We start from the raw sequence: 26906 nt of genomic DNA, 5'->3' as shown, positions 1-26906 counted from the left end.
GGCGATGGTCGTCAACGCCCTCTCGGTCGATATCGAGGACTGGTTCCACGTCGGCGCCTTTGAAACGGTGATCGCACGTGAGGACTGGCCGACGCTCGAGGACCGGGTCGAGGCGAATACCGATGCGGTACTCGAACTGTTCGCAGCCGGCGGCGTGCATGGCACGTTTTTCACGCTCGGCTGGGTGGCCGAACGGCATCCGGCGCTGCTCCGTCGCATCGCCGCGGCGGGGCATGAAATCGCCAGCCACGGCTGGGATCACCAGCGCGTCTTCACGATGGGCCCCGAACAGTTTCGCAGCGATCTCGCCCGCACGCGCGCCGCGCTGGAGGATGCGTCGGGCGTGAAGGTCACCGGCTATCGCGCGCCGAGCTTTTCCTTCGACAAGCGCACGCCCTGGGCGCACCAGGTGCTTGCCGAGGAAGGCTATGCCTATTCCTCCAGCGTCGCGCCGCTGCGCCACGATCATTACGGCGTGCCCGATGCGCCGCACCACGCCTATCGCCCGCTGCCCGATTCGCCGCTGATCGAGCTGCCGGTGACGACCGCGCGGCTGCTCAATCGCCAGATCACGACCGGCGGCGGCTTTTTCCGGCTGCTTCCGGCGGCGATCACCGATCGCGCGGTGCGCGCCGCCAACGCTGCGGGACAGCCGGCGATCTTCTATTTCCATCCCTGGGAAATCGATCCCGGTCAGCCGCGCGTCGATGCCGCGCCGCTGAAATCGAAGCTGCGGCACTATGCCCGGCTGGGCGCGATGCGCGGCAAGGTCGCCGGGCTGATCGCACGGCACCAATGGGGGCGTACCGACCGGGTCGTCGCGCGACTGGCGGAGGGGCTGGCATGAACGCGCCGATGCTCAACCGAACGATCGCAGTGCGCGAGGCGGACCTGACCGACCCGATCGAGCGGGCGCGGATCGGCGCGTTCGTGCACGATCATGCGGATGGCACACCGTTCCATTTGCCGGCGTGGAGCGTCGCGGTCGCGCGCGGCTGCGGACAGAAAGCGCATTATCTGATCGCCGAACGCGGCGAGGACCGGCTGGTCGGCGTGCTGCCGCTCACCGAGGTTCATTCGCCGCTGTTCGGCCGCGCGCTGGTATCGGCCGGGTTCGGCGTCGGCGGCGGGATATTGTCCGATGGCGCGGGCGCGGTGGCACCGCTCGCCGCGGCAGGCTGGCGGCTTGCCGAAAGCGTGAGCTGCCCGACGCTGGAACTGCGCGGCGGCGCGCATCCGGGCGGCGGCTGGCACGCGGATTCGACCAGCTATTGCGGGTTCGCACGCGATCTGGCGCCGGACGAGGAGGCCGAGCTGAAGGCAGTGCCGCGCAAGCAGCGTGCCGAAATCCGCAAGGCGCTGGCGAACGATCTCGAAATTTCGGTCGGCTGTAACGAAGCCGACGCTGCGGCGCACTATCGGGTCTACGCGGAATCGGTTCGCAACCTGGGTACTCCGGTATTTCCCCGGGGTCTCTTTTCAGAGGTTCTGCGCGAATTTGGGAGTTCGGCGGATATCCTGATAGTCAGGCATCTTGATGTGCCAGTGGCGAGTGTGTTGAGTATCTATTGGAACGGCACGGTCTATCCTTATTGGGGCGGCGGCACGCATGCCGCGCGTGCCCTGCGGGCCAATGACCGGATGTATTTTTCGCTGATGCAGCATGCGCGCGAGCGCGGCTGCACGCGGTTCGACTTCGGCCGGTCGAAGGTCGGCACCGGCGCTGCCGCGTTCAAGAAGAACTGGGGTTTCGATCCGCAGCCGCTCACCTATTTCAAGCGCGCCCGCGACGGTGAAGCACCGCGTGAGATCAATCCGCTCAGCCCCAAATACCGGCTTCAGGTCGCTGCCTGGCAACGGCTGCCGCTCGCGCTCGCCAATCGTCTCGGCCCCTGGATTTCGCGGGGGCTCGGCTGATGGGCGACATTCTCTTTCTCGCGCACCGGATTCCCTATCCGCCCGATCGCGGCGACAAGATTCGCGGGTTCAACATCCTCAAATATCTCTCGCGCAAGAAGCGGGTGCATCTGATCGCCTTTGCCGATCGCTCGGAGGATCTGAAGCGCAAGGGCGGGCTCGCGCCCTTTACCGGCAATCGCTCGATCGTCTGGCGTTCCAAGCCGCAGCTTGCGGCCGGGGTGCAGTCGCTGCTGACGCATCGGCCGGTATCGCTGACGTCCTTCCAGAATGAATCGCTGCAGCAATCGGTGGACAACATCCTTGCCCGGCATGCGATCGACACGATCTTCGTCTTTTCCGGCCAGATGGCGCAATATCTGCCCGCGCGCCCGCGCCAGCGTGTCATCATGGATTTCGTCGACATGGATTCGGCGAAGTTCGAAGCCTATGCGCAAAGCTCGAAGGGGCTGAAAAGCTGGATGTTCGCGCGCGAGGCGCGGCTGCTCCAGCAATTCGAACGTCAGGTCGCGGCGCGCGCCGACGCCAGCCTGTTCGTCAGCGAGGCCGAAGCGGCCTTGTTCCGCAAGCGCACCGGCGCCGAGCGGGTATATGCCGTGGAAAACGGCATCGACACCGAATTTTACGATCCCGCCGCGCAGTTCAAGCGGATCGACTCGATGGGGCCGTTGATCGTCTTCACCGGCCAGATGGACTATCGCCCCAATGTCGAAGGCGTGGAGTGGTTCGTCCGCACCGTCTGGCCGCATATCCGCGTGTCGCACCCCGATGTGCGGTTCGCGATTGTCGGCCGCAATCCCACCGATGCGGTCAAGGCGCTGGGCAAGGAGCCGGGCGTCGTCGTGACCGGCGAAGTCGCGGACGTTCGCGGCTGGCTGGCCGCCGCCTCGGTCGCGGTCGCGCCGCTCAAGATCGCGCGCGGCGTGCAGAACAAGGTGCTCGAGGCGATGGCGATGGCACGGCCCGTGGTCGCGACGGGCGATGCCGCGCAGGGCATCGATCATGGCGGCACGATCCGTGTCGGATCGAGCGTCGGCGAAATGGCGGAAGCGATCGACGAACTCCTTTCCGATCCACGCAAGGCCGCCGAACTGGGCGCTTCGGCACGCGAGCGGATGCAGCAACGCTATAGCTGGGACGCCCGGCTGGCCCCGCTCGACGAGCTGCTCGGGCTGACGGGCCGCTCCGCGGGCCGTTCGACGGCGGCGGCATGACGGTCGCTTTATCCTCCGGCCATTTCGAGTCCGCGAAAAGCGGGTTCGACGCGCGCTGGCGGCGCCACGCGCTGGTGCTGGGCGGCGTCTGGGCGACGCTGCTCATCCTGTTCGCGCGCGATGTCGGCGATCTCGCGACGATCTACTGGACCAACACCACCTTCGGCCACTGCCTGTTCATTCTGCCGGTGGTCGGCTGGCTGGTGTGGCAGCGTCGGCGCGAGCTGGCGCTGGTCAGGCCGGAAGGATGGCTGCCCGGTCTGGCGCTTGTCGCGGTCGGCGGGTTCGGCTGGCTGCTCGGCGAAGCGGCGGAAGTCGCGCTGGCGCGGCATCTGGGCCTGGTGTTGATGCTGCAGGGGGCGGTGGTGACCGTGCTCGGCCCCAATGTGGCGCGCGCGCTGCTGTTTCCGATCGCCTATCTGCTGTTTCTCGTGCCGTTCGGCGAAGGCATGCAGGAGCCGCTGCAGGATCTTACCGCGAAGATGGTGATGCCGCTGCTGCACCTTGCGGGCGTTCCGGCGGTGAGCGACGGTGTGTTGATCACGACGCCCAACGGCTATTTCGAAGTCGCCGAGGCGTGCTCGGGGGCCAAGTTCGTGATCGCCATGCTCGCCTATGGCACGCTGGTCGCCAATGTCTGCTACGTCGCATGGCGCCGCCGTATCGCGTTCATGGCGATGGCGCTGATCGTGCCGATCCTGGCCAATGCGGTGCGCGCTTTCGGCACGATCTATGCCGCGTGGATGACCTCGGTCGAGGCCGCCACCGGGTTCGATCATATCGTCTATGGCTGGTTCTTCTTCGCGCTCGTCATGGCGGCGGTGCTGGCGATCGGCTGGCGCTGGTTCGATCGCGATCCCGACGCGCCCTGGTTCGATCCCGCCGCGCTGCAGTCGCCCGTTCGTCGCCGCGCCGAAGCGCCCGTTGCCGGGCTGCTGGTGCTGGCGGGGGCGAGCCTGTTTCTCGCGCTCGGCCATGTCGTCGATGCGCGGGCGAGCGATCTTCCCGCAAGCATGACCTTGCCCGAAATTCCGGGGTGGGAGCGCGTTCCCTTGTCCGATCGCGCGGCATGGTCGCCTCATTATCCGACTGCCGATCACACCCTTCACGGCCGCTATCGCGATGCATCGGGTGCAACGGTCGATCTCGCCGTCGCTGTCTATGGCAGCCAGCATGACGGCAAGGAACTGGTCGGCTTCGGCCAGGGCGCGATCCGCGAGGACGATCGCTGGCTACGCGTGGAAACGCTCCGCCCGCTCGACGGCGGGTTCGCGATACGCATGCGCGCGCCCGGCCCGGTCGAGCGCGAAACCGTGACCTGGTATCGCGTCGGCGGTGTGCTGACCGGCAGCGACAGCCGCGCCAAGCTGGCGACTCTCAAGGCGAAGTTGCTCGGCGGCGACCAGACGGCAGTGGCGGTGCTGGTCTCGGCCGAACGCGGCGATGGGGACAGCCGCGCCGCGCTCGAGCGCTTCGTCGCGGCGGCGGGGCCGGTCGACGCATTGGCGGATCGAGTCGCGAGCGGCCGTTGATCGCGGCGCCGCGCTCGCCTAGCTGCGGGAAATCGCCAGCGGCAGGGAAGGGGGCGCGGATCACATGTGCGGCATAGCCGGCCTCTATTATCCCCGGACGCCCAAGCCGGTCGATCCCGCCCGCATCGCCGCGATGAGCGACGCGCAGGCGCATCGCGGGCCGGACGGATCGGGCGTGTGGACGCAGGCTGGTGTGGGCCTGGGCCATCGCCGCCTGTCGATCATCGATCTCGCCACCGGATCGCAGCCGATGGCGACGCCCGATGGCGGCGTCGTCACTGTGTTCAACGGCGAAATCTACAACTTCATGGAAGTCCGCGCCGAACTCGAAGCGCTCGGCGCCAGCTTCGAAACGCATAGCGACACCGAGGTGCTGCTCCACGGCTGGCGCGCCTGGGGGCCGGACATGCTGCGGCGGCTGAACGGCATGTTCGCCTTCGCGGTTTACGATGTCGCCGCACGCAGCCTGTTCCTTGCGCGCGACCGGTTCGGCGTGAAACCGCTCCACTATGCCGAACTTTCCGACGGCGCCGTCGCCTTCGGATCGGAGCTCAAGAGCCTGCTCGCGCATCCGCTCGTCCGCCGCGCTGCCGATTTCCACGCGGTCGAGGATTATCTCGGCCTTGGCTATGTCCCCGACGATGCCTGCATCGTCGCAGGCGTCAAGAAGCTCCCGGCCGGACATTTCCTGCTGCTCGAACGCGGCAAGCCGGTGCCGCAGCCGCGCAAATGGTTCGATCTGGATTTCTCGCACCGCGCCAAGGGCAAGCCCGCCGATCTCGAAGCCGAACTGATCGAGCATATGCGCGAGGCGGTGCGTTCGCGGATGATCGCCGATGTGCCGCTCGGCGCCTTCCTGTCGGGCGGGGTCGACAGTTCGGCGGTGGTGGCGCTGATGGCCGAAGCGAGCAAGGCGGCGGTCAAGACCTGCACCATCGGCTTCGACGAAGCAGGCTATGACGAAACCGCACATGCGAAGCTGATCGCCGAACGCTTCGCCACGCGCCACAACACCCGAACCGTCGCCGCCGACGATTTCGCGCTCATCGACACACTCGTCGGCGCGTTCGACGAGCCCTTTGCCGATGCTTCGGCGCTGCCCACCTATCGTGTCTGCCAGCTTGCGCGCGAAACGGTGACGGTGGCGCTGTCTGGCGACGGCGCCGACGAGAGCTTCGCCGGATACCGCCGCTATCGCTTCCACGCGGCCGAGGAGCGGGTGCGCGGCCTGGTGCCCGAAAATCTGCGCGGGCCGATCTTCGGCACGCTCGGGCGGCTCTATCCCAAGGCGGACTGGGCGCCGCGCCCGTTCCGCGCCAAGACGACGTTGCTCGCACTCGCCGAGGGCGGCGAATTCGCCTATCCCAAGTCCGTCGGCGTCACCCGCCCCGAATTGCGCGGCGCGCTTTACACTGACGGCGCGCGCCGCGCGCTCGACGGGCATTTTGCCGAGAAACGCTATATCGACACGATGCGGCAGGCGCCCGCGCGCGACGGGCTCGATCGCGCGCAATATGCCGATTTCCGCCACTGGCTGCCCGGCGACATCCTGACCAAGATCGACCGGACGAGCATGGCCGTCAGCCTTGAGGCGCGCGAGCCGTTGCTCGACTATCGGCTGGTGCAGTTCGCCGCGACGCTGCCGCCTTCGCTGCGCATCCGCGCGGGGCAGGGCAAGTGGCTGATGAAGAAGGCGCTCGAACCCTGGCTGCCCAAGGAAATCCTCTACCGGCCGAAAATGGGGTTCGTCACGCCGGTTTCCGCCTGGTTCCGCAAGGCGCTTGCCGAAGAGGCGGCGGCGCTGCCCAAATCGCGGTTCCTTGCGCAGACCGGCTGGTTCGATCTGAAGGCAATCGAACGCATCGCCGCCGACCACCGCGCCGGCCGCGCCGAGCACGGCCGCACGTTATGGCAGCTGCTGATGCTCGAACGCAGCATGACGCGGCTGTTCGGTTAGGGGGCACCCCATCCACCACCGTTGGTCCTGAGCTTGTCGAAGGGCGGGTTTCCACAGGCGGAGCGCCGGCGGAAAGACGGGCTTCGACAGGCTCAGCCCGAACGGAGGAAGGGAGAGAGCTTAGCCCTTCTTGCGACGCGCGCGGCGCGCGATCGCCACGGCGACGATGCCGCCGCCCAGCAGGCCCAGCGTGCCCGGTTCGGGCACAGACGTCGGCGATCCGCCGCCATGCCCGCCCTGGCCGCCGCCACCCGGCGTGCTGCTCGGCGGCGGGGTGTCGTTGGCCTGCGCGATGCCCGGCATAGCCATCGTCGCGAGCACGGCCGCGGCGCTGAGATTGAGGATGTGACGCATCTATTGCCTCCCGCTTGAATTCATCGGGATGCACCACGCACGCATCGGGCCAGAATCGGGAAAATCCCCCGCAGAGCCCAGGGACAATGGTTAACGGCCCTGCGGGGGATGCGGTTACTGTAAAATTAATCGACGATTTCGCGGGCGATCAGCGCAGCTTTGCGATCTTCAGCCCGTCGGCGCGGGCGCGATCCTTCACCGACTCCTCGCTGCGCGTCAGTGCCTTGGCAATGGCCTTGAGTGCCATTCCCTTGCCCGCCAGCGTGTGCAGCTTCTGGATTTCATCCTGTCGCCAGGGTTGGCGATGACGCTCGAATTTCTCTGCCATCGCCAACCCCTAGACGCTTTCCGATCAGTCGAACAGCTTGGCCCAGGCGCGCTTGGCGCGGTCCTTCCAGTGGCCGCGATGATAGGCGTCGCTGGCGAGCAGTGGCATGACCGAGCCAGCCTCGGCGAAGACCATCTGCTCGATGCCGGTATTCACCTTGCCCCAGCTCGCCGCTTCCTGCAGCGTCGAGGAGGAGCAGGCGCCGTCGCGCACATCGGCGACGGTGATCTGCACTGCATATTTATGCACTTCGACGTCTTCATGGCCCAGGATTTCGGCGCAGACGACCGTGTCCTGAATGAAGTTCTTGGGCACGCCGCCGCCGATCATCAGCAGGCCGGTGGTGCCGGCTTCGATCTTGATTTCGGTCAGCTCGCGGAAATCGGCGATCGCGTCGAGCACCATATAGGGGCGGCCTTCCTTGGCGGCATCGACCTGATGCTTGACGAGGCCGAAGCCCGCCGAGCTGTCGACGAATGCCGGGCAGAAGATCGGCACGTCATGCTCATAGGCGAGCTTGACGAGGCTGTTTTCCTTCTTGCCGTGCTCGACGAGATATTTGCCCATCTCGCGGATGAACGCGCGCGAGCTGTAGGCCCTGGGCTCGAGCGACTCCGCGATCTTGTTGATCGTGTGGTCGCAGTCCTGAAGCTGCTCTTCGTCGATATAGGTGTCGTAGATGCGATCGATATAGAGCGAGCGCAGCGTATCATCGTCAGGGATTTCAAGCGCTTGATAGTGTTTGTGGCCAAGCCCTTCGAAGAAGTCCATGTCGACGATGCTGGCGCCGGTGGCGACGATGCAGTCGACCATGTTGTTGCGCACCAGCTCGGCGTACAGGTCCATGCAGCCGCCGGCCGAAGTCGAACCCGCGATCACCAGGCAAACGGTGCAATCCGGGTCGCTCAGCATCTGATTGTAGATGCCGGTCGCGTTCGCCAGATCGCGGCTGGTGAAGCTCATCTTCTTCATCGAATCGATGATCGGACGCGCGTCGAAGCTGGTGATGTCGATATGCTCGACCACGCTCGAAAGCAGCTCGGCCTTGCGGTTGTCGTTGATCGGCGCATTGGCCGAGGCGGTCTTGTTGAGGGTGTCGGTCATGGGATCTCCCATTTCTTCACGGCCGCCGTCGTTCAATGGGGACGCGGAAACCCGTTTGCAGGGGCATGGCCCCTTAACCCGTTTGCACTGAGCTTGTCGAAGTGCCGTTCTTCTTCCTCCCGGCGTCGGAAAAGAAGAAGAACAGGGCTTCGACAGGCTCAGCCCGAACGGATTTGAGCGCGATTGTTACAGCGTAACGACGTTCGAAGCTTCGCGGCGTTCCGCTGCGTCGAGATAGAGGCTCGCCATCGGCTCGTCGGTCACGATCACGGTTTCGTCCGATCCGAAGCCGTTGAACGCGGTCCGCATCGCCGCACCATAGGCGCCGAGCATGCCGATCTCGATATAGTCGCCCGCACGGACATCGGCGGGCAGCTCGAACGGGCCGGTCATGTGATCGAGGTCGTCGCAGGTCGGGCCGTAAAAGCTGAATTCCATGTCCCGCGCGTTCGAATCGGGTTCGCGAAGCAGCCGGACCGGAAAGCGCCAGCCGATATGCGCCGCATCGAACAGCGCGCCATAGGCGCCGTCGTTGATGAACAGCTCGTCGCCGCGGCGCTTTTCCACGCGCACGATCAGCGAGCTGTATTCGGCGCACAGCGCACGGCCCGGCTCGGCCCAGAGTTCCGCCGAATAGCTGATCGGCAGGCTTTCCCAGGCGCGGTGGATCGTATCGAAATAGCGTTCGAGCGCGGGCGGCTCCATCCCCGGATAGGCTGAGGGGAATCCGCCGCCGACATCGACCACGTCGACCGTCACCGCCGCCTCGACGATCGCCTCGCGCACGCGCTCGATGGCGTTCGAATAGGCTTCGGGGCTCATCGCCTGGCTGCCGACATGGAAGCAGATGCCAAGCGCGTCGGCCGCCTGCCGCGCCGCGAACAGCAATTCCTTCGTCTCACCCGGTGCAGCGCCGAATTTGGCGGCAAGGCTGAGCTTGGAATGATCGGAGGAGACGCGCAGCCGGACGCACAGCGTCAGATCGGTCGCGCCCTGGGTGGCGCGCATGATCTTCTGCAGTTCCTCGATCGAATCGAGGCTGAAGGTGCGGCAGCCATGATCGAAATAGGCCTCGGCGATGGCTTCCTCGGCCTTCACCGGGTGCATGAAGCACAAGGTGGCATCGGGGATCGTGCGCGAAACGAGGCGCACTTCGCCCAGCGAAGCGACATCGTAATGCGTGATGCCCGCATCCCACAGGACCTGCAGCAGATCCGGCGAGGGATTCGCTTTGACGGCATACATGGCGCGGCCCGGAAACTTCTCGACGAAGAAGCGGGCGGCACGCGCCGCGGCATGCGGGCGAATGAGCGTCACCGGCTGAACCGGACGAAGGGTGGTTGCTAACCCCAGCGCGCTATGATGCTTGGCCAATTCAAGGGACCTCCAAGGGTACAATTAACGTTCAACACAAGTGCTGCCTTGCGGTTGGAAGTCCCTTGGGGCAGCGAAGGATCGGCCACATAGGGTCCACCGCTTTTGATGTAAAGACTATAGAGCGAAAGCGTTTCCATGCGGGGATGAGTCGTGACGATAGTGAGACAACCAACGCGTGCCGGTGTTCGGGACGCTGCTGCCAAGATCGCGGCGATATTGCCGCCATCGCCGTTGCTTACCGCCAGTATCAGGGGTGTAACGGTCGCTTTCAAGGCCGAATGCCTCCAGCCGGTCGGCGCGTTCAAGCTGCGCGGGGCATGGCATCGACTGACCGCGCTGGATGAACGGGGGCGGCAAAAGGGCGTCGTCGCCTTTTCCTCGGGCAATCACGCGCTGGGGATCGCCTGGGCCGCGCGGCGACTCGGCATACCCGCCGTCATCGTCATGCCGTCCGATGCGCCGCGCGTGAAACGCGAGGGCACGCTGGCGCTTGGCGCGGAAATCGTCGCCTATGACCGCAGGACCGAGAATCGCGAAAAGATCGCCGCGCATCTGGCGCATTCGCGCGACGCGACTCTGGTGCCCAGCTTCGATGATCCCTGGGTGATCGAAGGGCAGGGGAGCGCCGCGATCGAAGCTGCCCAGCAGATGAGCAGCATGGGGCTCGATACACCGAAGCGGATCCTTCTTCCCTGCGGCGGTGGCGGGCTTGCCGCAGGTACCGCGCTCGCCTTGTCCGATGCCGAAGTCACGGTGGTCGAACCCGAAGGCTGGGACGATATGCGGTGCAGCCTCGAGGCAGGCTGGATCGAGCCGGTCGGTGAAAATCCGCCCGAAACGGCATGCGATGCACTGATGACCAACGAAGTCTCGCCGCTCACCTTCGATGTCCTGTCGCGACGCGGCGTCACCGGCATCGCGGTAAGCGAGGCGGAAATCCGCACGGCGCAGCGCTGGGCGGCGTTCCAGTTGCGCGTTGTGGTCGAACCGGGCGGCGCGGTGGCACTGGCCGCGTTGCTGGCAGGCAGGATCGCGGCCGAGCCCGGGATGCTGGTGATGTTGTCGGGCGGCAATGTCGATCCCGACGCCTATGCCGGCGTCCTGGGCGAGCATGAGGCGCCGGGCATCGCGGAGGATGCCGCCGCCGCGGGAGAATATTCGTGATCGGTCAGATGACGCCGATCACCTGGTTGGCCGTCGCGATCGCGATCGTCGCGATCTTTGCGCTGGGCGCCGGCGGCATCTGGATGATTACCGGCCGCAAGGATCGCCAACGCGGCGTGCTGATGATCATCTGCGCGCTGGTTATCCTCGGCAACGTACTGCTCTGGACGCTGCCGGCCTAGGGCCCGCAAGCGCTCGGATCACCGAAGACGGGAGCATGACATGCGCAGAACCTTCATTGCCTCACTCGCTGCCGCATTCGCATTGTTGCTCGCGGGAGGATGCGCCCGCGCGCTGGGCATAACGCAAGCCGTTCCTGCAACCGCGATCCAGTCCGACGCCCGCGAAATCGCCTATGGCGGCGACTCGCTCCAACGCCTCGATTATTACCCCGCGCCGGCCGCCGGTGCTCCGCTGATCGTCTTCGTCCACGGCGGCGGATGGAAGCGCGGCGACAAGGGCAACGCCACCGGTGAGACCAAAGTGCGGCATTTCCACGACCGCGGCTATGCCTTCGCCTCGATCAACTACCGTCTCGTGCCCGACTCCACGGTCGAGCAGCAGGCCACCGATGTCGCCCATGCGCTCGGTTATCTGATCACGCATGCCCCTGAACTCGGTTTCGATGCCTCGCGGATCGTCCTGATGGGGCACAGCGCCGGCGCCCATCTCGCCGCGCTGGTCGGAACCGATCCGCGCTATCTGCGCGACGCGGGGCTGGGGCTCGACGCACTCGACGGCGTGATCCTGCTCGACGGCGCCGCCTATGACGTTTCCGCGCAGATCGCCGAGGGCAATCGCTTCATGCATGACACCTATGTTCAGGCATTCGGCGAGAATCCCGCCCGCCAGCGCGCGCTTTCGCCCTTGCATCAGGCGGCTGCGCCCAACGCGCCGGCGTTCCTGATCCTCCATGTCCAGCGCGACGACGGCAGGCGCCAGTCGCAAGCGCTGGCGCAGGCCCTGCACGGCGCCGGGACGGCGGCCGCGCTCCACGCCCTGCCCGGACGCGGCTTTCGCGGGCATCGCCGAATCAATCAGGATATGGGGGATCCCGGCTATGCCGGGACGGCGATCGTCGACGGTTGGATCGCGGGGTTGTTCTGATCCCGCGATCGCGCGTCGCCCCTGCGCAGGCAGGGCCCCATGTCTCTGTCGTTCGCACAAACTCGCCCGACACATGCACGACGCGCTTGTGTCGAACATTTTTCAGGAAGCCAGCGAAATAGGCCCCTGCCTGCGCAGAAGCGACGGGGAATGCGACGCTCGCTTGAGGTTAACCCTTCACCGGATCGGCGAATTCGGATCCAGCCGCATGTCGAGATAATTGTCGACGCTCTTCATCAGCAGATCCATTTCATCCTGGAAGAAATGGTTGGCACCGGGAATGGTGTCGTGATGAATGGTGATGTGCTTTTGCGTACGCAGCTTGTCGACCAGCTTCTGCGTCGCGGCGGGCGTCGCCACTTCGTCATTCTCGCCCTGGATGATGATGCCCGAGCTGGGGCAGGGGGCAAGAAAGGTGAAGTCGTACATGTTCGCCGGCGGCGCGATCGAAATGAAGCCGCGAATCTCCGGGCGGCGCATCAACAGCTGCATGCCGATCCACGCGCCGAAGCTGAATCCCGCGACCCAGGTGGTCGAAGCCTCGGGGTGGAAGCTTTGCACCCAGTCGAGCGCCGACGCCGCATCGGAAAGCTCGCCGATGCCGTTGTCGAACGTCCCCTGGCTCTTTCCGACGCCGCGGAAATTGAAACGCAGCGTGGCGAAACCGCGCTTCTGGAAGGTCTTGTAGACTTCCTGAACGATGCGGTTGTTCATCGTCCCGCCCGATTGCGGGTGGGGATGCAGGATCATCGCGACGGGCGCGCGGGGCTTGGGAGCGGGCGAGAAACGGCCTTCGAGACGGCCTTCCGGTCCGGGGAAAATGACTTCGGGCATGGCACCTACGGTGGTTTTGGTCCCGCGCCGGTGGAGCGCGGGAAGTTGGTCGCTATATAGGGCCCCGAGCCCATCACGCAATTGGAACAGCACTTGTCCCGCATCTATCTCGATCACGCCGCGACTACCCCGATGCTTGCGCCGACGGTGACGGCGATTTCGCAGGGTATGGCGATGTGGGCAAATCCCAGTTCGCCGCATGCGGAAGGGCGCGCCGCGCGCTCGGCGCTGGAGGATGCGCGCGCGCGGATCGCGGCCGCCTATGGCTGGGATCGCGAACTGATCCTCACAAGCGGGGCAAGCGAATCGCTGGCGCTGGCGATGCGCCGGGCGATGGTTCCCGGACGGTTCGTCTCGGCGGTCGAGCATGACGCGGTGATGCGGCTTTCCGAAGGTGCGTCGGTCGTACCGGTGGACGGGCAGGGCGGGCTCGACCTACCAGCGCTCGAAAGCCTGCTGTCGAAGGACGAAAAGGCGCTGCTTTGCGTGCAATGGGCGAACAGCGAGACCGGCGTGCGCCAGCCGATCTCCGATATCTCGCGGATCGTGCACGATGCCGGATGCCTGTTGCTGGTCGATGCCGCGCAGATGCCCGCGGGCGCGGACCCGCAGGTCACCGAACATGCCGATCTGGTCGCGGTCTCGGCGCACAAGCGCGGCGGACCGCCTGGCATCGGCGCGCTGCTGGTCCGCGACCTCGGGCTATTGTCCCCCACCGGAGGGCAGGAGCGCGGCTATCGCCCCGGGACGGAGAATCTGCCCGGCACGCTCGGCTATGCCGCCGCGCTGGAGGTGGCCGAACCGCTCGATGCCTATCAGCTGCTGCGCGATCGCCTGGACGCCGCGATCCTCGACGCGGGCGGCGAAATCATCGCCCCCGATGCGTGTCGCAGCCCTGCCATCGGGGCCTATCGCATGCCGGGCGTATCTAGCGCGGCGCAACTGATACGCTTTGACGGCGCCGGCTTTGCCGTATCGGCGGGCAGCGCCTGTTCCTCGGGCAGTTTGAAGCCCAGTCATGTCCTTGGCGCGATGGGCCTTGCCGATATCGCCCCCGAAGTCGTTCGCGTCAGTTTCGGACGCGGCACGAGCGAGGCCGATATCGATGCCTTCGCCGCGATGTGGGCGAAGGTGGCGCGGCAGGCGGCGGCGCGGCTCGCGATATGATCTATCTCGACTATCAGGCGACGACGCCGCTGGCGCCCGAGGCATTGCAGGCGATGCTCCCCTGGCTCCAGTCGCAGCACGCCAATCCGCACAGCGCGCATGCCCCCGGGAGAGCCGCCCGCGCAGCGGTGGCGGTGGCGCGCGACCAGGTGGCGGCCTTGCTCCCCGACGATGGCGATGTCAGCTTCACCTCGGGCGCGACCGAAGCGCTCAACTGGGCGCTCAAGGGCGTCGGCCCCGGCCGGATCGTGACGCAGGCGACCGAACATGCCGCCGTGCTCGATACGGTCGCGGCGCTGCGCGAACGGGGCCGGGAGGTTGTTGTCCTCCCCGTCGATGCGGACGGGGTCGTCGATTATGACGCGGCGGCCGAGGCCATCATCCCCGGCACCGCGCTTGTCGCCTGCATGCTGGTCAACAACGAGATCGGCACGATCCAGCCTGTCAGCGAGCTCGCCGAACTGGCGCACGGCGCGGGCGCACTGATGCTGTGCGACGCGGTGCAGGGCTATGGCCGCATCGCCATCCCCGAAGGCCCGGACCTGATCGCCATCTCCGCACACAAGATCCACGGTCCCAAGGGCATCGGCGCGCTCTGGATCCGCGACGGCGTCACCCTCGCGCCGCTGCTCCACGGCGGCGGGCAGGAAGTCGCCGGTCGCTCGGGCACGCTCAGCCCCGCGCTCTGTGCGGGCTTCGGCGCCGCGGCGAAGCTGATGGCGGAGCAGGGGGATGCCGATTGGGAGCACGTCTCCGCGCTGCGCAACGCCGCGCTCGAACGGCTCAACATACCTCCCCTCCCTGCAAGGGAGGGGTCGGGGGTGGGTGCCGAACCGCAAGGTTCGGCTTCGACGCCGGCCGAGGAACGCGTCCCCACGGGCCGCGAACCCACCCCCAGCCCCTCCCTGGAAGGGAGGGGAGGATGGCAACTCAACGGCTCCCCCGATCACCGCTACCCCGGCAATCTCAACATCCGCCGCGATGGCCTCGACGTCGCCCGCCTGATGTCGGAGTTGCGCGATATAGCCTTTTCCGCCGGCTCCGCCTGTGCCAGTGGCTCGGGCCGCGCCAGCCATGTGCTGCGCGCGATCGGGCTTACCGAGGCGCAGGCGCGATCGAGCATTCGCCTCGGTTTCGGCCGCTACACGACTCAAGAGGAACTGATGACCGCCCTCGACCGCATCGACGCCACCGCCCGCGCGCAATTCCCGTCATGACGAAAGTCCGCTTCCTATCGGCCGACGGCGAGTCGGAGCAGCTGGTCGACGCGCCAGACGGCACGCGGCTTCTCGAAGTGGCACAGGAAGCCGGCCAGCCGCTCGAAGGGACGTGCGAGGGCCAGATGGCCTGTTCCACCTGCCATGTCATTGTCGACGCAGGCGATTTCGAGAAGCTTCCCGAAGCCAGCGAGGAAGAGGAGGACATGCTCGACCTCGCCGTCGGCGCGACGCGCACGAGCCGGCTTGCCTGCCAGATTCATCTCGGCGACACATTGGATTGCTTGACCGTGCGCATCCCGCCCGAACATCGCGACATGCAGGGGCGCTAGTCGGGCTTTCCGGGGGGGGGGGGGGCCGTGCAGGACTGGATATTCGATCATCTCGAGGGGATCGGCGCGGTCATTTCAGCGCTCGTCGCGATCTTCGTCGCGCTGGCGGCGTGGATCAACTGGCGCCGTACCGAGCTGCGCCGCGACGACGTGCTCGACTGGGCGAACGAAGCGATCGCCGCGATCCAGACCGTGCGCCAGATCGTCGCGAGCAGCCGCATGCGCCTCACCGCCGCCGAGGAACGCGCGCGGCTTTCGCAGGCGATGCTCGACACCTCGATCCTGATCGAGCGCGGCCGCCTCTTCTTCCGCAACACCCGCGCAATCGGCCAGCGCGACACCGAGCGCGCCTATCGCGGCAAGCGTCCCGAAATTCTCGACCAGCTCGTCCTCGCGCATCAGATCGCCTGCGCCTGGCCGACCGCTTCCGCCACCGATCGCGAGAAGATGCGGGTGGTGATCACGCAGGTCACCAGACGCTTCGTCACCTTGCTCCAGACCGAAGTCGGCCGCGAACGCACTGCATCTCCCGATACGCGCCGCCGCGGCGACGGCGCCGATCTCGCTGCGCGGCTGGCGGAAATCGCATGATCGGCCGCCGTGCGCTGATCGCCGGTTCGGCGGCGGCCCTCGCGGTCGGCTGCGGTCCGGCGCGCGAAGACCTCGCCATCACCGGCGACGGCCTGTTCGACGATCTCGCGCGCAAATTCGGGGGCGGGATCGGCATTGCGGCGCTCGATACCGGCAGCGGCCGCCGCATCGATTTCGATTCGATCAGCCGCTACGCGATGTGCTCTACCTTCAAGTTGCCACTGGCGGGCATGATCCTTGCGCGAAACGATGCGGGCGTGCTGCAACTCGACGAGGAAATCGGCTTTGGTCCCGACGATATGGTGCCCTATGCGCCGGTCACGGAGCGGTTTCTTGATCGCGGTGCGATGACGATCGCGGAGCTGTGCGAGGCCGCCGTCACGCTGAGCGACAATGTCGCCGCCAATCTGCTTCTGCGCCGGATCGGCGGGCCGGGGGCGTTCACGCAGTGGCTGCGCAGCATCGGCGACACCACCACGCGGCTCGACCGGATCGAGCCGGCGCTGAACAGCAACTTGCCCGGCGATCCGCGTGACACGACGACGCCCGGTGCGATGCTCGATACCGTCAACAAGCTGGTGCTGGGCAATGTGCTGGCGCCCGCCTCGCGCGCCGGCCTCGCCCAATGGGCCGTGGCATGCGAAACCGGCGACAATCGCCTGCGCGCCGGACTGCCGGACGCATGGCGGATCGGCGACAAGACCGGCACCAGCGCCAATGGCGCGGCGAACGATGTTGCGATCGTCTGGCCGCCCGAACGCCCGCCTTTCCTCATCGCCTGCTTCATCGATTGTGCGCGGGTGACGGCGGCCGAGCGCGATGCCGGCCATGCCGAAGTGGCACGTCGCATCCTCCGGGAATTTTCCTGACGTTGCAAAGCGCTGCTGTCACGACTATCTGCACGCCCGGGAGTCGGGCGGACGTGGTCGTCGCCAACCCGGTCAGATCTGGAAGGAAGCAGCCGTAACGATTTCGCTACGGGTCGTTCCGGCTCCCACCCTCATATATCGGCAGGTACCGCGCGAAAGCGTCGCAGCGTGTGCCCTACGCCAACGCGACCCCCCAAATCCTTCCGTCGCCCCTGCGCAGGCAGGGGCCTATCGCTGAACATTCCGGCGGTGCGCGGGCCACATACGCGCCGCGCCTGTGTCATGCGGTAGAGCGGGACGGCACAGACATAGGCCCCTGCCTGCGCAGGGACGACGGCGGGACATAAGACGGCGTCCGGGCGGCAAGCCACTGCCCGAACCCCATCGCCGTCGTCACCCCCGCGCATCCTCCATCCGCGCCAGCCGCAGCTCGACGCGTTTCACTTCGCGCAGCACCGCGAGCAGGTTGATCCGCCCGAAAAACCACTCCTTGGCAAATCCCTGCATCACCAGGATCGCCAGCGACGCCGCGCTCCACAACACCGTCTCGCGCAGTTCCACGGCAGTCACCGCCTGATACACGGTCAGCACCAGCGCAAAGCCCAGCGCCACGCTCACCCCCAGCATCAGCTTCGCCCAGCCGCCCAGCGGCCCGGCCATCGTATCGCCCATCTGCGCGAACAGCCCGCGCCGCGCGTCGAGGCTGGCGAGAAACGCCCGGTCGTCGGCATCCAGCGCGGCGCCCAGGCTCTTGTCGAAATCGGTCATGTCATGTCTCCTGAAAGTGCGTTTTTGAGGATCTTGCGCGCGTGGAAGATGCGCGATTTGACGGTGCCGACCGGCGCATCGGTGGCGAGCGCGATTTCCTCGAGCGTCAGCCGCTCGACGAAGAACAGGCTCGCCGCCACCCGCTGATCGGTGTTGAGCCGCGCGAATGCCTGCGCGATCGCCAGCGCCTCGCCCGGTTCGCCGCCGCCATCGGGCGCGGCTTCGATATCGCCTTCGCCCTGCCGCGCCCGGCGCCCCGCGGTCGCCATGACCGCCGAAGCCGCCCGCCGCCGCAATATGCCGAACGCCCATGCCGGAAATTTCGCCGGATCGTTCAGCCGCGAAATCCCGCGGATGATCCCGATCCAGCTATCCTGCACCACGTCGATCGCCAGCGCCGCCCGGTCGCCCGGTCGGACATGCAGAACCAGCAATTCGTCATAGACCCGGCCGCTATCATCCACCTGCCAATGCCTCCTCGAAAGGGTCAGTCTGGCGGGAGGGGCGAAAGGTTCAATGGGGGGAGGTATCGCGATCACAATTCCTCCCCGAGCTTGTCTCGGGGAGGGGGACCGCCGAAGGCGGTGGAGGGGCAATCGACTGCGGAGACCAGCCCGAACAGTCGGCGGCAATGCACCTCCCGCAAAATCCACAACCGTCGCCCCTGCGCAGGCAGGGGCCTATCGCTGTACAGTCCGGGGTAAGGTTGCCCCGGATGCCCCCCGTCTGTGTCAGGCGAATTGCCACAAGGAACAGTCATGGGCCGCTGCCTGCGCAGGGACGATGAATGCGGGGATCGGGCGCAGCAACTTCACGACCTGCGCGGTAACCGCGTCTCGATGGCCGTTGCCATGCACGAAATCTCGACCGATTCTTGATCCGGTATCCACTTGGTCAAGGCTCCGCGACGTTGCAGAAGCGCGCTGCTTCCGAGTGCTTGCCTGAGGGATCAAGAGCCAATGACGTTTCGAGAGAGAACGACCATCACGCGGCTCGCCGGCGCGATCATGATCACACAGTTCCTGCTATCGCTGTGGCTGCCCGCAGGGCATTTCTCGGCGCTCTACCCCGAAGCCGAAATCGACGGATTTCATCGGTCCGGCATATGGTTCGCCTTGGGGGGCAGGGTCACTCATTCCGATCGCCTTCGCTCGCCTTTCTAGAGGCGCTCACCGGTCTCGCCTAGGGTGCCTAGAAAAGCAACGGTGCCGACGATCACCGCAGTGAACTAAAGCGAGTTGCCAGCGTGTTGCAGAGACTAGCCTTTCCCTCGCCGTTGTTTAAATACTGCAGATAACGGTGATGCTGCAAATCGAACGGTATGTCGGCTTGCGTTTGAGTGATCGGGACCACGTGCTTGCCGAGCGTGTGAGCGATGCCCGCCTCGTAAAACACGTTTGGGTTCTTTCCCGTGAAATCGCAAACGACGATGTGCGCCCGGAATATCAGGCTAAATACGTCTTGAATCACAGCAGAGTGAAGCCAGATATCCTTCGCCCGCAAAGTGCGAAAACCTGATTTGGTTCCCGCGGCACTGATCGCTTCATAGACACCCTCGAAATCTGCGGAGAACGGCATCATTACGGCCACCAGATCAGTCTCCACTCCACCCTCTGGAACGTCGAAGACGCTTGGCTTGAAAGTGATTGCCCGCGATTTACTAGGTGCGGTGGAGACATTTTCGCCTGCCACTTCAGGTTCCCCATACATGCCGATGATCACATCTTCGATCCGCTGGAGGTTGGCTGGATCGCGCCCGACTATCTGGAACATCACCGCGTGCGCGTTGCCGCTATAGTCGGGATCGCCAAAGCTAAGGCTACGTAAGAGCCGGTCGTGGCCAGTCACAACGTCCATCGCGCCTGTCTCGGCGCCGAGTATCTGCCAATCCCCAGAATTGAAGTTTGTCACGGCAATGCGCGTCAACGCAATGAGGCGCTTACGATCTGAGTCGCTTAGCGGCGGTGGAAACACTCTTAGCCCCTTCTTCTACAACTCGCAAAAGTTCCCACGAATCGCGATCCTGCTCAAGCCAACCAGCGCCGTGCGTCTCGTGAAGACATTCCTAGTTGAGGCCGGGAAAGAAGCGCCGCATTTCGCTATCCTTTTGCGACGCGGTAGCTCCGGGGAGCGGTGACCCTAATCGAACGGCAGCTAACGGGCGCCTTAGCGAGTAGGTCAAACGGCTATGTTTGGGGCGCAATGATGCCGCCCCTCTTACCCCTGTCCTACAACCCCCGCCCCATGCTACCGGCGCCCCATGCAGATCGCTCCGAACCACCGCCCCCGGCGCCGCCGTTCCTCGCGCGCGTACGTGCGCGCTCGCACGCGCGGGAGCGCGCGCACGCGTGTTACGTCGCGACTCACTGCGAACTTTGCACGCAAAACTGGGCTTTTGGCTTTCGGCCGCATCGGCACTAGATTGCCCCTCTGATGACCGACGAATCCCCCCTCGATCTCGGCGAGCCGCCGCAGCCGGCCAAGGCCGAGGCCTATCGCGTGCTCGCGCGCAAATACCGGCCCAAGACCTTTTCCGAGCTGATCGGGCAGGATGCGATGGTCACCACGCTGGGCAATGCGATCAAGCGCGACCGGCTGGCGCATGCCTTTCTGCTCACCGGCGTGCGCGGGGTCGGCAAGACATCGACCGCGCGGCTGATCGCCAAGGCGCTGAACTGCATCGGGCCGGACGGGCAGGGCGGGCCGACGATCGATCCGTGCGGGGTGTGCGAGCCGTGCCGCGCGATTTCCGAAGGGCGGCATATCGACGTCATCGAAATGGACGCCGCCAGCCATACCGGCATCGACGACGTTCGCGAGATCATCGAGGCGTCGCGCTATGCCGCGGTTTCGGCGCGCTACAAGATCTACATCATCGACGAAGTCCATATGCTGTCCAAGGCGGCGTTCAACGGGCTGCTCAAGACGCTCGAAGAGCCGCCGAGCCATGTGAAATTCCTGTTCGCCACCACCGAGGTGCACAAGGTGCCGGTGACGGTGCTCTCGCGCTGCCAGCGCTTCGATTTGCGGCGGATTCCGGCCGACTTGCTCGCGGAGCACTTCGCGCATGTCGTGGAGGCGGAGGGCGTCACTGCCGAGCCCGAGGCGCTGGCGCTGGTCGCCCGCGCGGCGGAGGGTTCGGCGCGCGACGGGCTCTCGATCCTCGATCAGGCGATCGCCCATGCCGATATCGAAGGCGGCGGCGTGCGCGCCGACATGGTCCGCGCGATGCTCGGCCTGTCCGATCGCGGCGCGATCCGCGAGCTGTTCGGGCTGCTGCTCAAGGGCGAGGGGCAGGGGGCGCTCAAGGCGCTGCGCGCGCAATATGATCTCGGCGTCGATCCGCAGGCGGTGCTCAAGACATTGCTCGAAACCGTCCATGCCGTGACGCTGACCAAGCTGGGCACCGCGCCGCAGCCCGGCCAGTCGGGCGAGGAAGTGCGCGACCTGGAGGAATGGGCGGCGGCGCTTTCCTTCCCCGCGCTGCATCGCTTGTGGCAATTGCTGCTCAAGGGGCATGACGAAGTCGCGCGCGCCGCGATGCCGATCGAAAGCTGCGAAATGGCGCTGCTGCGGGTGATCCATGCCTCGCAGCTTCCCGATCCGGGCGATCTGGCGCGGCGGCTGGCCTCGGGCGAAATGCCCGCGGCGGCGGCGCCCGTACAGGCTCCGGCCCCGGCGGTGCCATCCGCGCCGGTTGCGCAAGCGGAGCCGGAACCGCCCGCTCTGCCTGCCGACTTGCCGGCGATGGTGCAGATGCTGCAGGATCGCAATCGCTTCGCGCTGGCCGAGGAAGTGCGGTCGATCGTCCGGCTGAGAGAGTATGACGCGCCGAAAATCGAATTCGCGGCGGCGCGGGCCTTGCCCTATGATTTCCTGCGCGAGCTGGGCGCCGCGCTGCGCGAAATCACGGGCGTCAACTGGCAGGTCAGGGCAGTGGAGGGCGAGGGACAGCCCACGCTGCGCGAACAGGGGGAATCGGAAGCCGCGGCGGAAAAGGCCGCGGTGATGGCGTCGCCGCTGGTCGCGGCGGCGATGGACGCGTTTCCCGATGCCGAGCTTGTCGGCTGGAAACGCAGCAGGAGCAACTAGGATATGAAGAATCTCGAAGACATCATGGCAATGGCGCAGAACGTCCAGGCCGAGCTGCAGAAGGCGCAGGAAAGCCTTGAGACGATCGAAGTCGAAGGCGCGTCGGGCGGCGGCATGGTGAAGGTGCGCGCATCGGCCAAGGGACGCATCCTGGGCGTCGATATCGACGATTCGCTGATGCAGGTTTCGGAAAAGCCGATGCTGGAGGATCTGATCGCCGCCGCGCTCAACGACGCGCGGGCAAAGGCCGATGCCGCCTCGCAGGAGCAGATGGCAAAGATGACCAACGGGCTGCCGTTGCCGCCGGGGATGAAGCTGCCCTTCTGACGTGCGAACGGGCGGAGCGCGGGGTGCCGTGCGGGAACCGGCATGGTGACGCCGCGTTCTAACCGCCAGTATCGTAAGCGTATGGGAGTTGAATCATGGCGACCGAGACCACCACTACGGAAGCCCCGCACACGACGGTGGTCGAACGTCGCGGCAGCGGAGCGGGCATCCTTATCGGTCTGGCGATCCTGATCCTCGCGATCGTCGGCGCTTTCTATCTGATCAACCAGAGCCAGAATGAACGCGTCGAAACACAGGCGATCCAGAGTGCCGCGCAGAGCGTCGGCGATGCCGCCGATTCGGTGGGTGACGCAGTGGAAGGCTCGACCGACTGACGGCCGCAGTGGTCAGCGGGTGCAGGCGTCCAGCCCCTGCGCCCGCACCGTGCCGATCCGTCCGGCGATGCTGTCGGCATAGCGGCGGGTAAAGCCTTGCGGGTTGGTGCCTGAACGCTTTTTGGGCTGCGGCAGGACTGCGGCGATCTGTGCGGCTTCTCGGGTGCTGAGTTTGTCGGCGCCGTGCTTGAAATAGCGCCGCGCTCCGGCCTCGACGCCATAGGTGCCGATGCCGGTTTCAGCGACGTTGAGATAGACTTCCATGATCCGGCGCTTGCCCCATAGATGCTCGATCAGGAAGGTGAACCAGGCCTCGAGCCCCTTGCGGGCATAGCCGCCGCCCTGCCAGAGAAAGACGTTCTTGGCGGTCTGCTGGCTGATCGTCGATCCGCCGCGCACGCGACCGCCCTGCTGGTTCTCGCGCCAGGCGGTTCGGATCGCCTCCCAGTCGAATCCGTCATGGGAGCAGAAGTTGGAATCCTCCGCTCCGATCACGGCGCGCACCATATTCGGATCGATCCGCGACAAGGGCCGCCAGCTTCGCTGCGCTCCATGACCGCCGACCATGTCGCCGATCATCGTCAGCGTCACCGGCGGGGGAAAGAAGCGGTACAGGCCCACCATTGCGACCGAAAGCGCCGCAAACCCGATGATCAGCAGCCCCATCCACTCCACTGCCCTGCGGAAAAGCGACTTGCGACGCCGCAGGCCCCGGATGGCGGGAACGGTGCTGGCGCTGCCGGTTCCCGTAGGTTTGAATGGTGGCGGCGGCGGTCGACGCAGTGGTACGCCTGAAACACCGGTGCGCGGCAGGAAATCATCTGTCGGGCGTGAACTGCCCTCGTTTTCCTGCTGAGGCGCCCAGAGCGAAGGCCAGTCTCCCGGCTGCGTTAACTGCACCGGCCTGTTGCCGAGTGATTCCGAAGCGTCCGCTCCGTCAGCGGCTTCAGGCGGGGGAGACGATCGGTCGCCGTCCTCTTCGTCTCCAACCGCCATCACGTACCTGTTGCGGCCAGCGCGTTGATCAGTTGGTGGCGAGCAGGCGTTTCTCGCCCGCAAGCCGCATCATTGCCTTTTGCAGCTTCTCGAACGCGCGAACCTCGATCTGGCGGACGCGCTCGCGGCTGACGCCATAGACCTGGCTCAGTTCCTCGAGCGTCTTGGGATCGTCGGTCAGGCGCCGCTCGGTGAGAATGTGCTTCTCGCGATCGTTGAGATCGTCCATCGCCTCGACCAGCATGTCGTGGCGGACATCGGCTTCCTGCGTTTCGGCGACGCGCTCGTCCTGAAGCGGTTCCTCGTCCTGAAGCCAGTCCATCCACTGGCTCTCGCTGTCCTCGCGCATCGGGACGTTGAGCGACGTATCGCCGCCCATCGCCATGCGACGGTTCATGGAGATGACTTCGTCGGTCGTGACGCCCAGATCTGTGGCGATCTTCTCGACGTCCTCGGGGCGCAGGTCGCCGTCCTCGAACGCGTCGAGCTTCGCCTTCATCCGGCGCAGGTTGAAGAACAGCTTCTTCTGCGCGGCGGTGGTGCCCATTTTGACGAGGCTCCACGAGCGCAGGATGAATTCCTGGATCGAGGCGCGGATCCACCACATCGCATAGGTCGCGAGTCGGAAGCCGCGATCGGGCTCGAATTTCTTCACGCCCTGCATCAGGCCGATATTGCCTTCGCTGATCAGCTCGCTGACCGGCAGGCCGTATCCGCGATAGCCCATTGCGATCTTCGCCACGAGGCGCAGGTGGCTCGTCACCAGTTGCGCAGCGGCATCGGTGTCGCCATGTTCCTGAAAACGCTTGGCGAGCATATATTCCTGCTCGGGTGCCAAGATCGGAAATTTCTTGATCTCGGCCAGATAGCGGTTGAGGCTTGCCTCGCCGCCAAGCGCGGGGATCGTCGCAGGGACGTTGGTTCCGCTAGCCATGATCGTTTCTCCCTTCGGATGGTCTGGGCCGGTTGCGAAGCAGCCGTGCCATATATTCTTATACGAGAAGCTTATCGAACAGTTCCTGCATGTCAGCAGGCATTTCGCTGTCAAACGCCAAAGCGTTACTATTCACGGGGTGAATGAACCCCAGATGTGCGGCGTGCAAGGCCTGACGGGCAAAGCCGGTTTCCGTCAATACGGAACGATGCGTAGGGCGCGACCGGCCATATACCGGATCGCCCAACAGTGGATGCCCGATCGACGTCATATGGACGCGCACCTGGTGGGTGCGGCCGGTTTCCAGCCGGCATTCGACCAGTGCCGCTTCGCGCAGGCCGCGCAGCATCCGGTAGTGCGTCACCGCGCGCTTGCCGCCCTTGACGACCGCCACTTTCTTGCGATTGGCCGGGGACCGCGCGAGCGGCGCGTCGATCGTGCCGCTGGTCGGGCCGGGCAGTCCCGCGACAATCGCGTGATAGCGCCGCTCGATGCTGTGTGCCTTGAATTGACGCGCAAGCCCTTCGTGCGCCCGGTCATGCTTGGCGGCGACGAGCAGGCCCGACGTGTCCTTGTCGATCCGGTGGACAATGCCCGGACGGGCAACGCCGCCGATCCCGGAAAGCTGGCCAGCGCAATGATGCAGCAGCGCGTTGACCAGCGTTCCATCCGGGTTGCCGCAGGCCGGGTGAACCACCATCCCCGCGGGCTTGTCGACTACGATCAGATGTTCGTCTTCGAAGACGACGTCCAGCGCAATATCCTGCGCTTCGTTCGACGCCGGTTCGGGCTGCGGAACTGCGACGCGAAACGCCGCGCCGGCTGCGGTCTTGCGCGAAGGATCGCGGGCGAGCCCATCCGGGCCGGTCACGTTTCCGCTGGCAATCAGGGCCTTCACGCGTTCGCGCGAAAGATCGGGCAGCGCATCAGCAAGCGCGCGATCAAGGCGCCAGCCATCGGCCGCATCCGCAATCACTGCCTCGACTATTGCCGCCCCCCGCTCCATTATGTGTCATAGATGGGTATGACGGTACGAATTTCAAGATCGCTGCTCGCCGAAATTGACGCTGCGTGCAACGCGGCGGCACCGTGTGAAGCATGCGGCCTGTTGTTCGGCGAGGCGCGCGCGATCATGCGGTGGCAGGCGTCCGAAAATGTCGCGGCCACGCCCGAGACGCATTTCGAGATCGATCCGGCCGCCTTGTTTGCCGCGATCCGCGCCGAACGTGCCGGCGGACCGACGCTGCTGGGCTATTGGCATTCGCATCCGAACGGCGATGCGTCGCCTTCGGTCACGGATGCGGCGATGGCCTCGCCGGACGGCAAGCTGTGGCTCATTGCTGCCCGGGGCGAAGCATCGCTGTGGCGCGCGGTGCCGGACGGCGAGCGGCACGGGCGGTTCGATCCGGTGCCGCTCGCCGTCACGCAGGGCTGAGGCGCGATCCTGCCGGCATCTCTCAGGCGAAGATATCGCCCAGCGCCTGTTCGCTCGGGCCGTCCTTCCAGTTGCGCAACTCCACGAACAGTGACGTCTGGACGGTGCACCAGATCGTCTGGTTTACCACTGAAAGGACAACCGTGCCGACGATCCAGCCAAACGAAAGCTGACTCTGGAAAGGGTCCGTGCCTTCGACGGTGGAGAACGCGCCCGACGCCGCGCTGAGCCCCGCCGCTATTCCAAAGGCGGCGCTGACGATCCAGGTCAGGATCATCAGGATCGCGAAGACGCCGAACACGTTCCAGCGTGCGCCTTTGGTCAGTTCCGCGCTGCGCGAAAAGGCGCCGAACACGCCGGTGCGTTCGGCGACGAGCGCCGGCGCGGCGACGGCCCACATCACATAGAGAATGATACCGGGAATGATGAACAACACCAGACCCAGGCCGACGCCGATCGCCAGCAGGATTGCGAGGCCGATCAGCGGCAGCGCGACGCTCAGTCCGTCGCTCACGCTTTCGCCGAAACTGGCCTTCTCGCCCTCGGAATGGGCAATGGTTACCCGTACGAGCGCGCCTTGAACCAGCGCCTGCAGCACCATCGCGACCAGCCAGCCCACGAACATGATGGCATAGGCTCCGGCCATCACTTCGCTGGTCGGGGAATTCGCGATATTGGCGGTTATCTCGGTTTGCTGGAACCAGTTGATCAGAGTCGACGGAATGGCGCCGAACAGCAGCACGATACCAAGCACTGTCACGGGATTGGCGACGATGACGCCGAAACCCTGTGAAAGCACGCGCCCAACCTGTATCCCCGAGCGTGCGTCATAGTTGCTTGCCATATATCCCCCCGGATTCCGATGATGGTGCGCAAGCTGCAGCCCCATTTCTCTTCTGTCCAGTGATTTGGCGGTGAATTCGACTTGCGCGATACGCTGCACCATCTAAGTCTG

Annotated in this window: 29 protein-coding genes and 1 other RNA gene; 18 read left to right on the top strand and 12 right to left on the bottom strand. The window is 65.6% G+C overall.

The window, feature by feature from the left end; genetic code table 11:
- The first annotated feature begins 4 nt into the window (after positions 1–4).
- The 5 genes from G5C33_RS13485 (at position 5) to G5C33_RS13465 (ending at position 6620) form a co-directional block, all read left to right on the top strand.
- The gene (locus tag G5C33_RS13485) at positions 5–847 is read left to right on the top strand and encodes an XrtA system polysaccharide deacetylase (protein WP_165327694.1); all 843 of its coding nucleotides are present in this window, start codon (positions 5–7) and stop codon (positions 845–847) included.
- Positions 844–1917 (top strand): FemAB family XrtA/PEP-CTERM system-associated protein, encoded by a 1074-nt coding sequence (locus G5C33_RS13480; protein WP_165327693.1) that lies wholly within the window; start codon positions 844–846, stop codon positions 1915–1917. Before G5C33_RS13485 ends, G5C33_RS13480 begins: the two co-directional genes overlap by 4 nt.
- Positions 1917–3131: a TIGR03087 family PEP-CTERM/XrtA system glycosyltransferase gene (locus G5C33_RS13475; protein WP_165327692.1), complete on the top strand. Its 1215-nt coding sequence runs from the start codon at positions 1917–1919 to the stop codon at positions 3129–3131. The genes G5C33_RS13480 and G5C33_RS13475 overlap by 1 nt, the downstream gene beginning before the upstream one ends.
- Positions 3128–4663, top strand: coding sequence for an exosortase A (gene xrtA / locus G5C33_RS13470; protein WP_165327691.1), 1536 nt, complete (start codon positions 3128–3130; stop codon positions 4661–4663). The genes G5C33_RS13475 and xrtA overlap by 4 nt, the downstream gene beginning before the upstream one ends.
- A 64-nt stretch (positions 4664–4727) precedes the next feature.
- Positions 4728–6620, top strand: a complete 1893-nt coding sequence (locus G5C33_RS13465; RefSeq protein ID WP_165327690.1) for an XrtA/PEP-CTERM system amidotransferase — start codon at positions 4728–4730, stop codon at positions 6618–6620.
- 120 nt (positions 6621–6740) lie between these two features.
- On the opposite strand, the gene G5C33_RS13460 is transcribed toward G5C33_RS13465, so the two are convergent.
- From G5C33_RS13460 to G5C33_RS13445, 4 genes are all read right to left on the bottom strand, one after another.
- Positions 6741–6974, bottom strand: a complete 234-nt coding sequence (locus tag G5C33_RS13460) for a PEP-CTERM sorting domain-containing protein (RefSeq protein ID WP_165327689.1) — start codon at positions 6972–6974, stop codon at positions 6741–6743.
- 148 nt (positions 6975–7122) lie between these two features.
- Positions 7123–7302, bottom strand: coding sequence for a hypothetical protein (locus G5C33_RS13455; RefSeq protein ID WP_165327688.1), 180 nt, complete (start codon positions 7300–7302; stop codon positions 7123–7125).
- Positions 7303–7326: 24 nt separating this feature from the next.
- The gene (locus G5C33_RS13450; protein ID WP_165327687.1) at positions 7327–8406 is read right to left on the bottom strand and encodes a 1,9-bis(guanidino)-5-aza-nonane synthase; all 1080 of its coding nucleotides are present in this window, start codon (positions 8404–8406) and stop codon (positions 7327–7329) included.
- 186 nt (positions 8407–8592) lie between these two features.
- Entirely contained in the window at positions 8593–9780 is a 1188-nt protein-coding gene (locus G5C33_RS13445) for a type III PLP-dependent enzyme domain-containing protein (RefSeq protein WP_165327686.1), read from the bottom strand.
- 153 nt (positions 9781–9933) lie between these two features.
- On the opposite strand from G5C33_RS13445, the gene G5C33_RS13440 reads away from it, so the two are divergent.
- Genes G5C33_RS13440 through G5C33_RS13430 form a run of 3 tightly spaced genes read left to right on the top strand, consistent with a single transcriptional unit; the run spans position 9934 to position 12054 of the window.
- Positions 9934–10947 (top strand): threonine ammonia-lyase, encoded by a 1014-nt coding sequence (locus tag G5C33_RS13440; protein ID WP_165327685.1) that lies wholly within the window; start codon positions 9934–9936, stop codon positions 10945–10947.
- A complete protein-coding gene (locus G5C33_RS13435; RefSeq protein WP_165325330.1) occupies positions 10944–11129 on the top strand; it encodes a hypothetical protein in 186 nt (61 codons plus the stop codon). The genes G5C33_RS13440 and G5C33_RS13435 overlap by 4 nt, the downstream gene beginning before the upstream one ends.
- Before the next feature lie 40 nt (positions 11130–11169).
- Entirely contained in the window at positions 11170–12054 is an 885-nt protein-coding gene (locus G5C33_RS13430; protein ID WP_165327684.1) for an alpha/beta hydrolase, read from the top strand.
- A 177-nt stretch (positions 12055–12231) separates the two neighbouring features.
- Here the strand turns inward: G5C33_RS13430 and G5C33_RS13425 are convergent, their stop codons facing one another.
- A complete protein-coding gene (locus G5C33_RS13425) occupies positions 12232–12888 on the bottom strand; it encodes an alpha/beta hydrolase (protein WP_165327683.1) in 657 nt (218 codons plus the stop codon).
- Between the two features lie 93 nt (positions 12889–12981).
- On the opposite strand from G5C33_RS13425, the gene G5C33_RS13420 reads away from it, so the two are divergent.
- The 6 genes from G5C33_RS13420 to ffs all read left to right on the top strand — a co-directional run bounded on the left by G5C33_RS13420 (position 12982) and on the right by ffs (position 17197).
- Positions 12982–14055, top strand: a complete 1074-nt coding sequence (locus G5C33_RS13420; protein ID WP_228275069.1) for a cysteine desulfurase family protein — start codon at positions 12982–12984, stop codon at positions 14053–14055.
- Entirely contained in the window at positions 14052–15272 is a 1221-nt protein-coding gene (locus tag G5C33_RS13415; RefSeq protein WP_165327681.1) for a cysteine desulfurase family protein, read from the top strand. The genes G5C33_RS13420 and G5C33_RS13415 overlap by 4 nt, the downstream gene beginning before the upstream one ends.
- The gene (locus G5C33_RS13410) at positions 15269–15604 is read left to right on the top strand and encodes a 2Fe-2S iron-sulfur cluster-binding protein (protein ID WP_165327680.1); all 336 of its coding nucleotides are present in this window, start codon (positions 15269–15271) and stop codon (positions 15602–15604) included. The genes G5C33_RS13415 and G5C33_RS13410 overlap by 4 nt, the downstream gene beginning before the upstream one ends.
- Before the next feature lie 27 nt (positions 15605–15631).
- Positions 15632–16195 carry a hypothetical protein gene (locus G5C33_RS13405; RefSeq protein ID WP_165327679.1) on the top strand — a complete coding sequence of 188 codons (564 nt, stop codon included), beginning with the start codon at positions 15632–15634 and terminating at the stop codon, positions 16193–16195.
- Positions 16192–17064 (top strand): class A beta-lactamase, encoded by an 873-nt coding sequence (bla, locus tag G5C33_RS13400; RefSeq protein WP_165327678.1) that lies wholly within the window; start codon positions 16192–16194, stop codon positions 17062–17064. Before G5C33_RS13405 ends, bla begins: the two co-directional genes overlap by 4 nt.
- Before the next feature lie 35 nt (positions 17065–17099).
- Positions 17100–17197: signal recognition particle sRNA small type (ffs, locus tag G5C33_RS13395), an RNA gene on the top strand.
- 260 nt (positions 17198–17457) lie between these two features.
- Here ffs and G5C33_RS13390 read toward each other — a convergent pair.
- The 3 genes from G5C33_RS13390 to G5C33_RS13380 all read right to left on the bottom strand — a co-directional run bounded on the left by G5C33_RS13390 (position 17458) and on the right by G5C33_RS13380 (position 19806).
- On the bottom strand, positions 17458–17832 hold the full coding sequence (locus G5C33_RS13390; protein WP_165327677.1) for a DUF6768 family protein: 375 nt from the start codon (positions 17830–17832) through the stop codon (positions 17458–17460).
- A complete protein-coding gene (locus G5C33_RS13385) occupies positions 17829–18296 on the bottom strand; it encodes an RNA polymerase sigma factor (protein WP_165327676.1) in 468 nt (155 codons plus the stop codon). The genes G5C33_RS13390 and G5C33_RS13385 overlap by 4 nt, the downstream gene beginning before the upstream one ends.
- A 751-nt stretch (positions 18297–19047) precedes the next feature.
- On the bottom strand, positions 19048–19806 hold the full coding sequence (locus G5C33_RS13380; RefSeq protein ID WP_165327675.1) for a hypothetical protein: 759 nt from the start codon (positions 19804–19806) through the stop codon (positions 19048–19050).
- A 459-nt stretch (positions 19807–20265) separates the two neighbouring features.
- On the opposite strand from G5C33_RS13380, the gene G5C33_RS13375 reads away from it, so the two are divergent.
- The 3 genes from G5C33_RS13375 to G5C33_RS13365 all read left to right on the top strand — a co-directional run bounded on the left by G5C33_RS13375 (position 20266) and on the right by G5C33_RS13365 (position 22586).
- Positions 20266–21924 (top strand): DNA polymerase III subunit gamma/tau, encoded by a 1659-nt coding sequence (locus tag G5C33_RS13375; protein WP_165327674.1) that lies wholly within the window; start codon positions 20266–20268, stop codon positions 21922–21924.
- 3 nt (positions 21925–21927) lie between these two features.
- A complete protein-coding gene (locus G5C33_RS13370; protein WP_165327673.1) occupies positions 21928–22251 on the top strand; it encodes a YbaB/EbfC family nucleoid-associated protein in 324 nt (107 codons plus the stop codon).
- A 95-nt stretch (positions 22252–22346) separates the two neighbouring features.
- A complete protein-coding gene (locus tag G5C33_RS13365; RefSeq protein ID WP_165327672.1) occupies positions 22347–22586 on the top strand; it encodes a hypothetical protein in 240 nt (79 codons plus the stop codon).
- Positions 22587–22598: 12 nt separating this feature from the next.
- On the opposite strand, the gene mtgA is transcribed toward G5C33_RS13365, so the two are convergent.
- The 3 genes from mtgA to G5C33_RS13350 form a co-directional block, all read right to left on the bottom strand.
- The gene (gene mtgA, locus G5C33_RS13360) at positions 22599–23252 is read right to left on the bottom strand and encodes a monofunctional biosynthetic peptidoglycan transglycosylase (RefSeq protein ID WP_228275068.1); all 654 of its coding nucleotides are present in this window, start codon (positions 23250–23252) and stop codon (positions 22599–22601) included.
- A gap of 358 nt (positions 23253–23610) precedes the next feature.
- Complete coding sequence (gene rpoH / locus G5C33_RS13355; protein ID WP_165327670.1) at positions 23611–24516, bottom strand: RNA polymerase sigma factor RpoH; 906 nt, start codon at positions 24514–24516, stop codon at positions 23611–23613.
- 58 nt (positions 24517–24574) lie between these two features.
- Positions 24575–25522 (bottom strand): RluA family pseudouridine synthase, encoded by a 948-nt coding sequence (locus G5C33_RS13350; RefSeq protein WP_165327669.1) that lies wholly within the window; start codon positions 25520–25522, stop codon positions 24575–24577.
- Positions 25523–25540: 18 nt separating this feature from the next.
- Between G5C33_RS13350 and G5C33_RS13345 the strand changes: the two genes are divergently transcribed.
- Positions 25541–25951, top strand: coding sequence for a Mov34/MPN/PAD-1 family protein (locus tag G5C33_RS13345; protein WP_165327668.1), 411 nt, complete (start codon positions 25541–25543; stop codon positions 25949–25951).
- Positions 25952–25973: 22 nt separating this feature from the next.
- On the opposite strand, the gene G5C33_RS13340 is transcribed toward G5C33_RS13345, so the two are convergent.
- Positions 25974–26897 carry a hypothetical protein gene (locus G5C33_RS13340; protein WP_165327667.1) on the bottom strand — a complete coding sequence of 308 codons (924 nt, stop codon included), beginning with the start codon at positions 26895–26897 and terminating at the stop codon, positions 25974–25976.
- Positions 26898–26906: the final 9 nt, after the last annotated feature.

This window comes from Sphingosinithalassobacter tenebrarum, assembly GCF_011057975.1.
In the GTDB taxonomy this organism is placed as follows: Bacteria; Pseudomonadota; Alphaproteobacteria; order Sphingomonadales; family Sphingomonadaceae; genus Sphingomonas; species Sphingomonas tenebrarum.
This window is presented reverse-complemented; position numbering and strand designations above follow the sequence as displayed.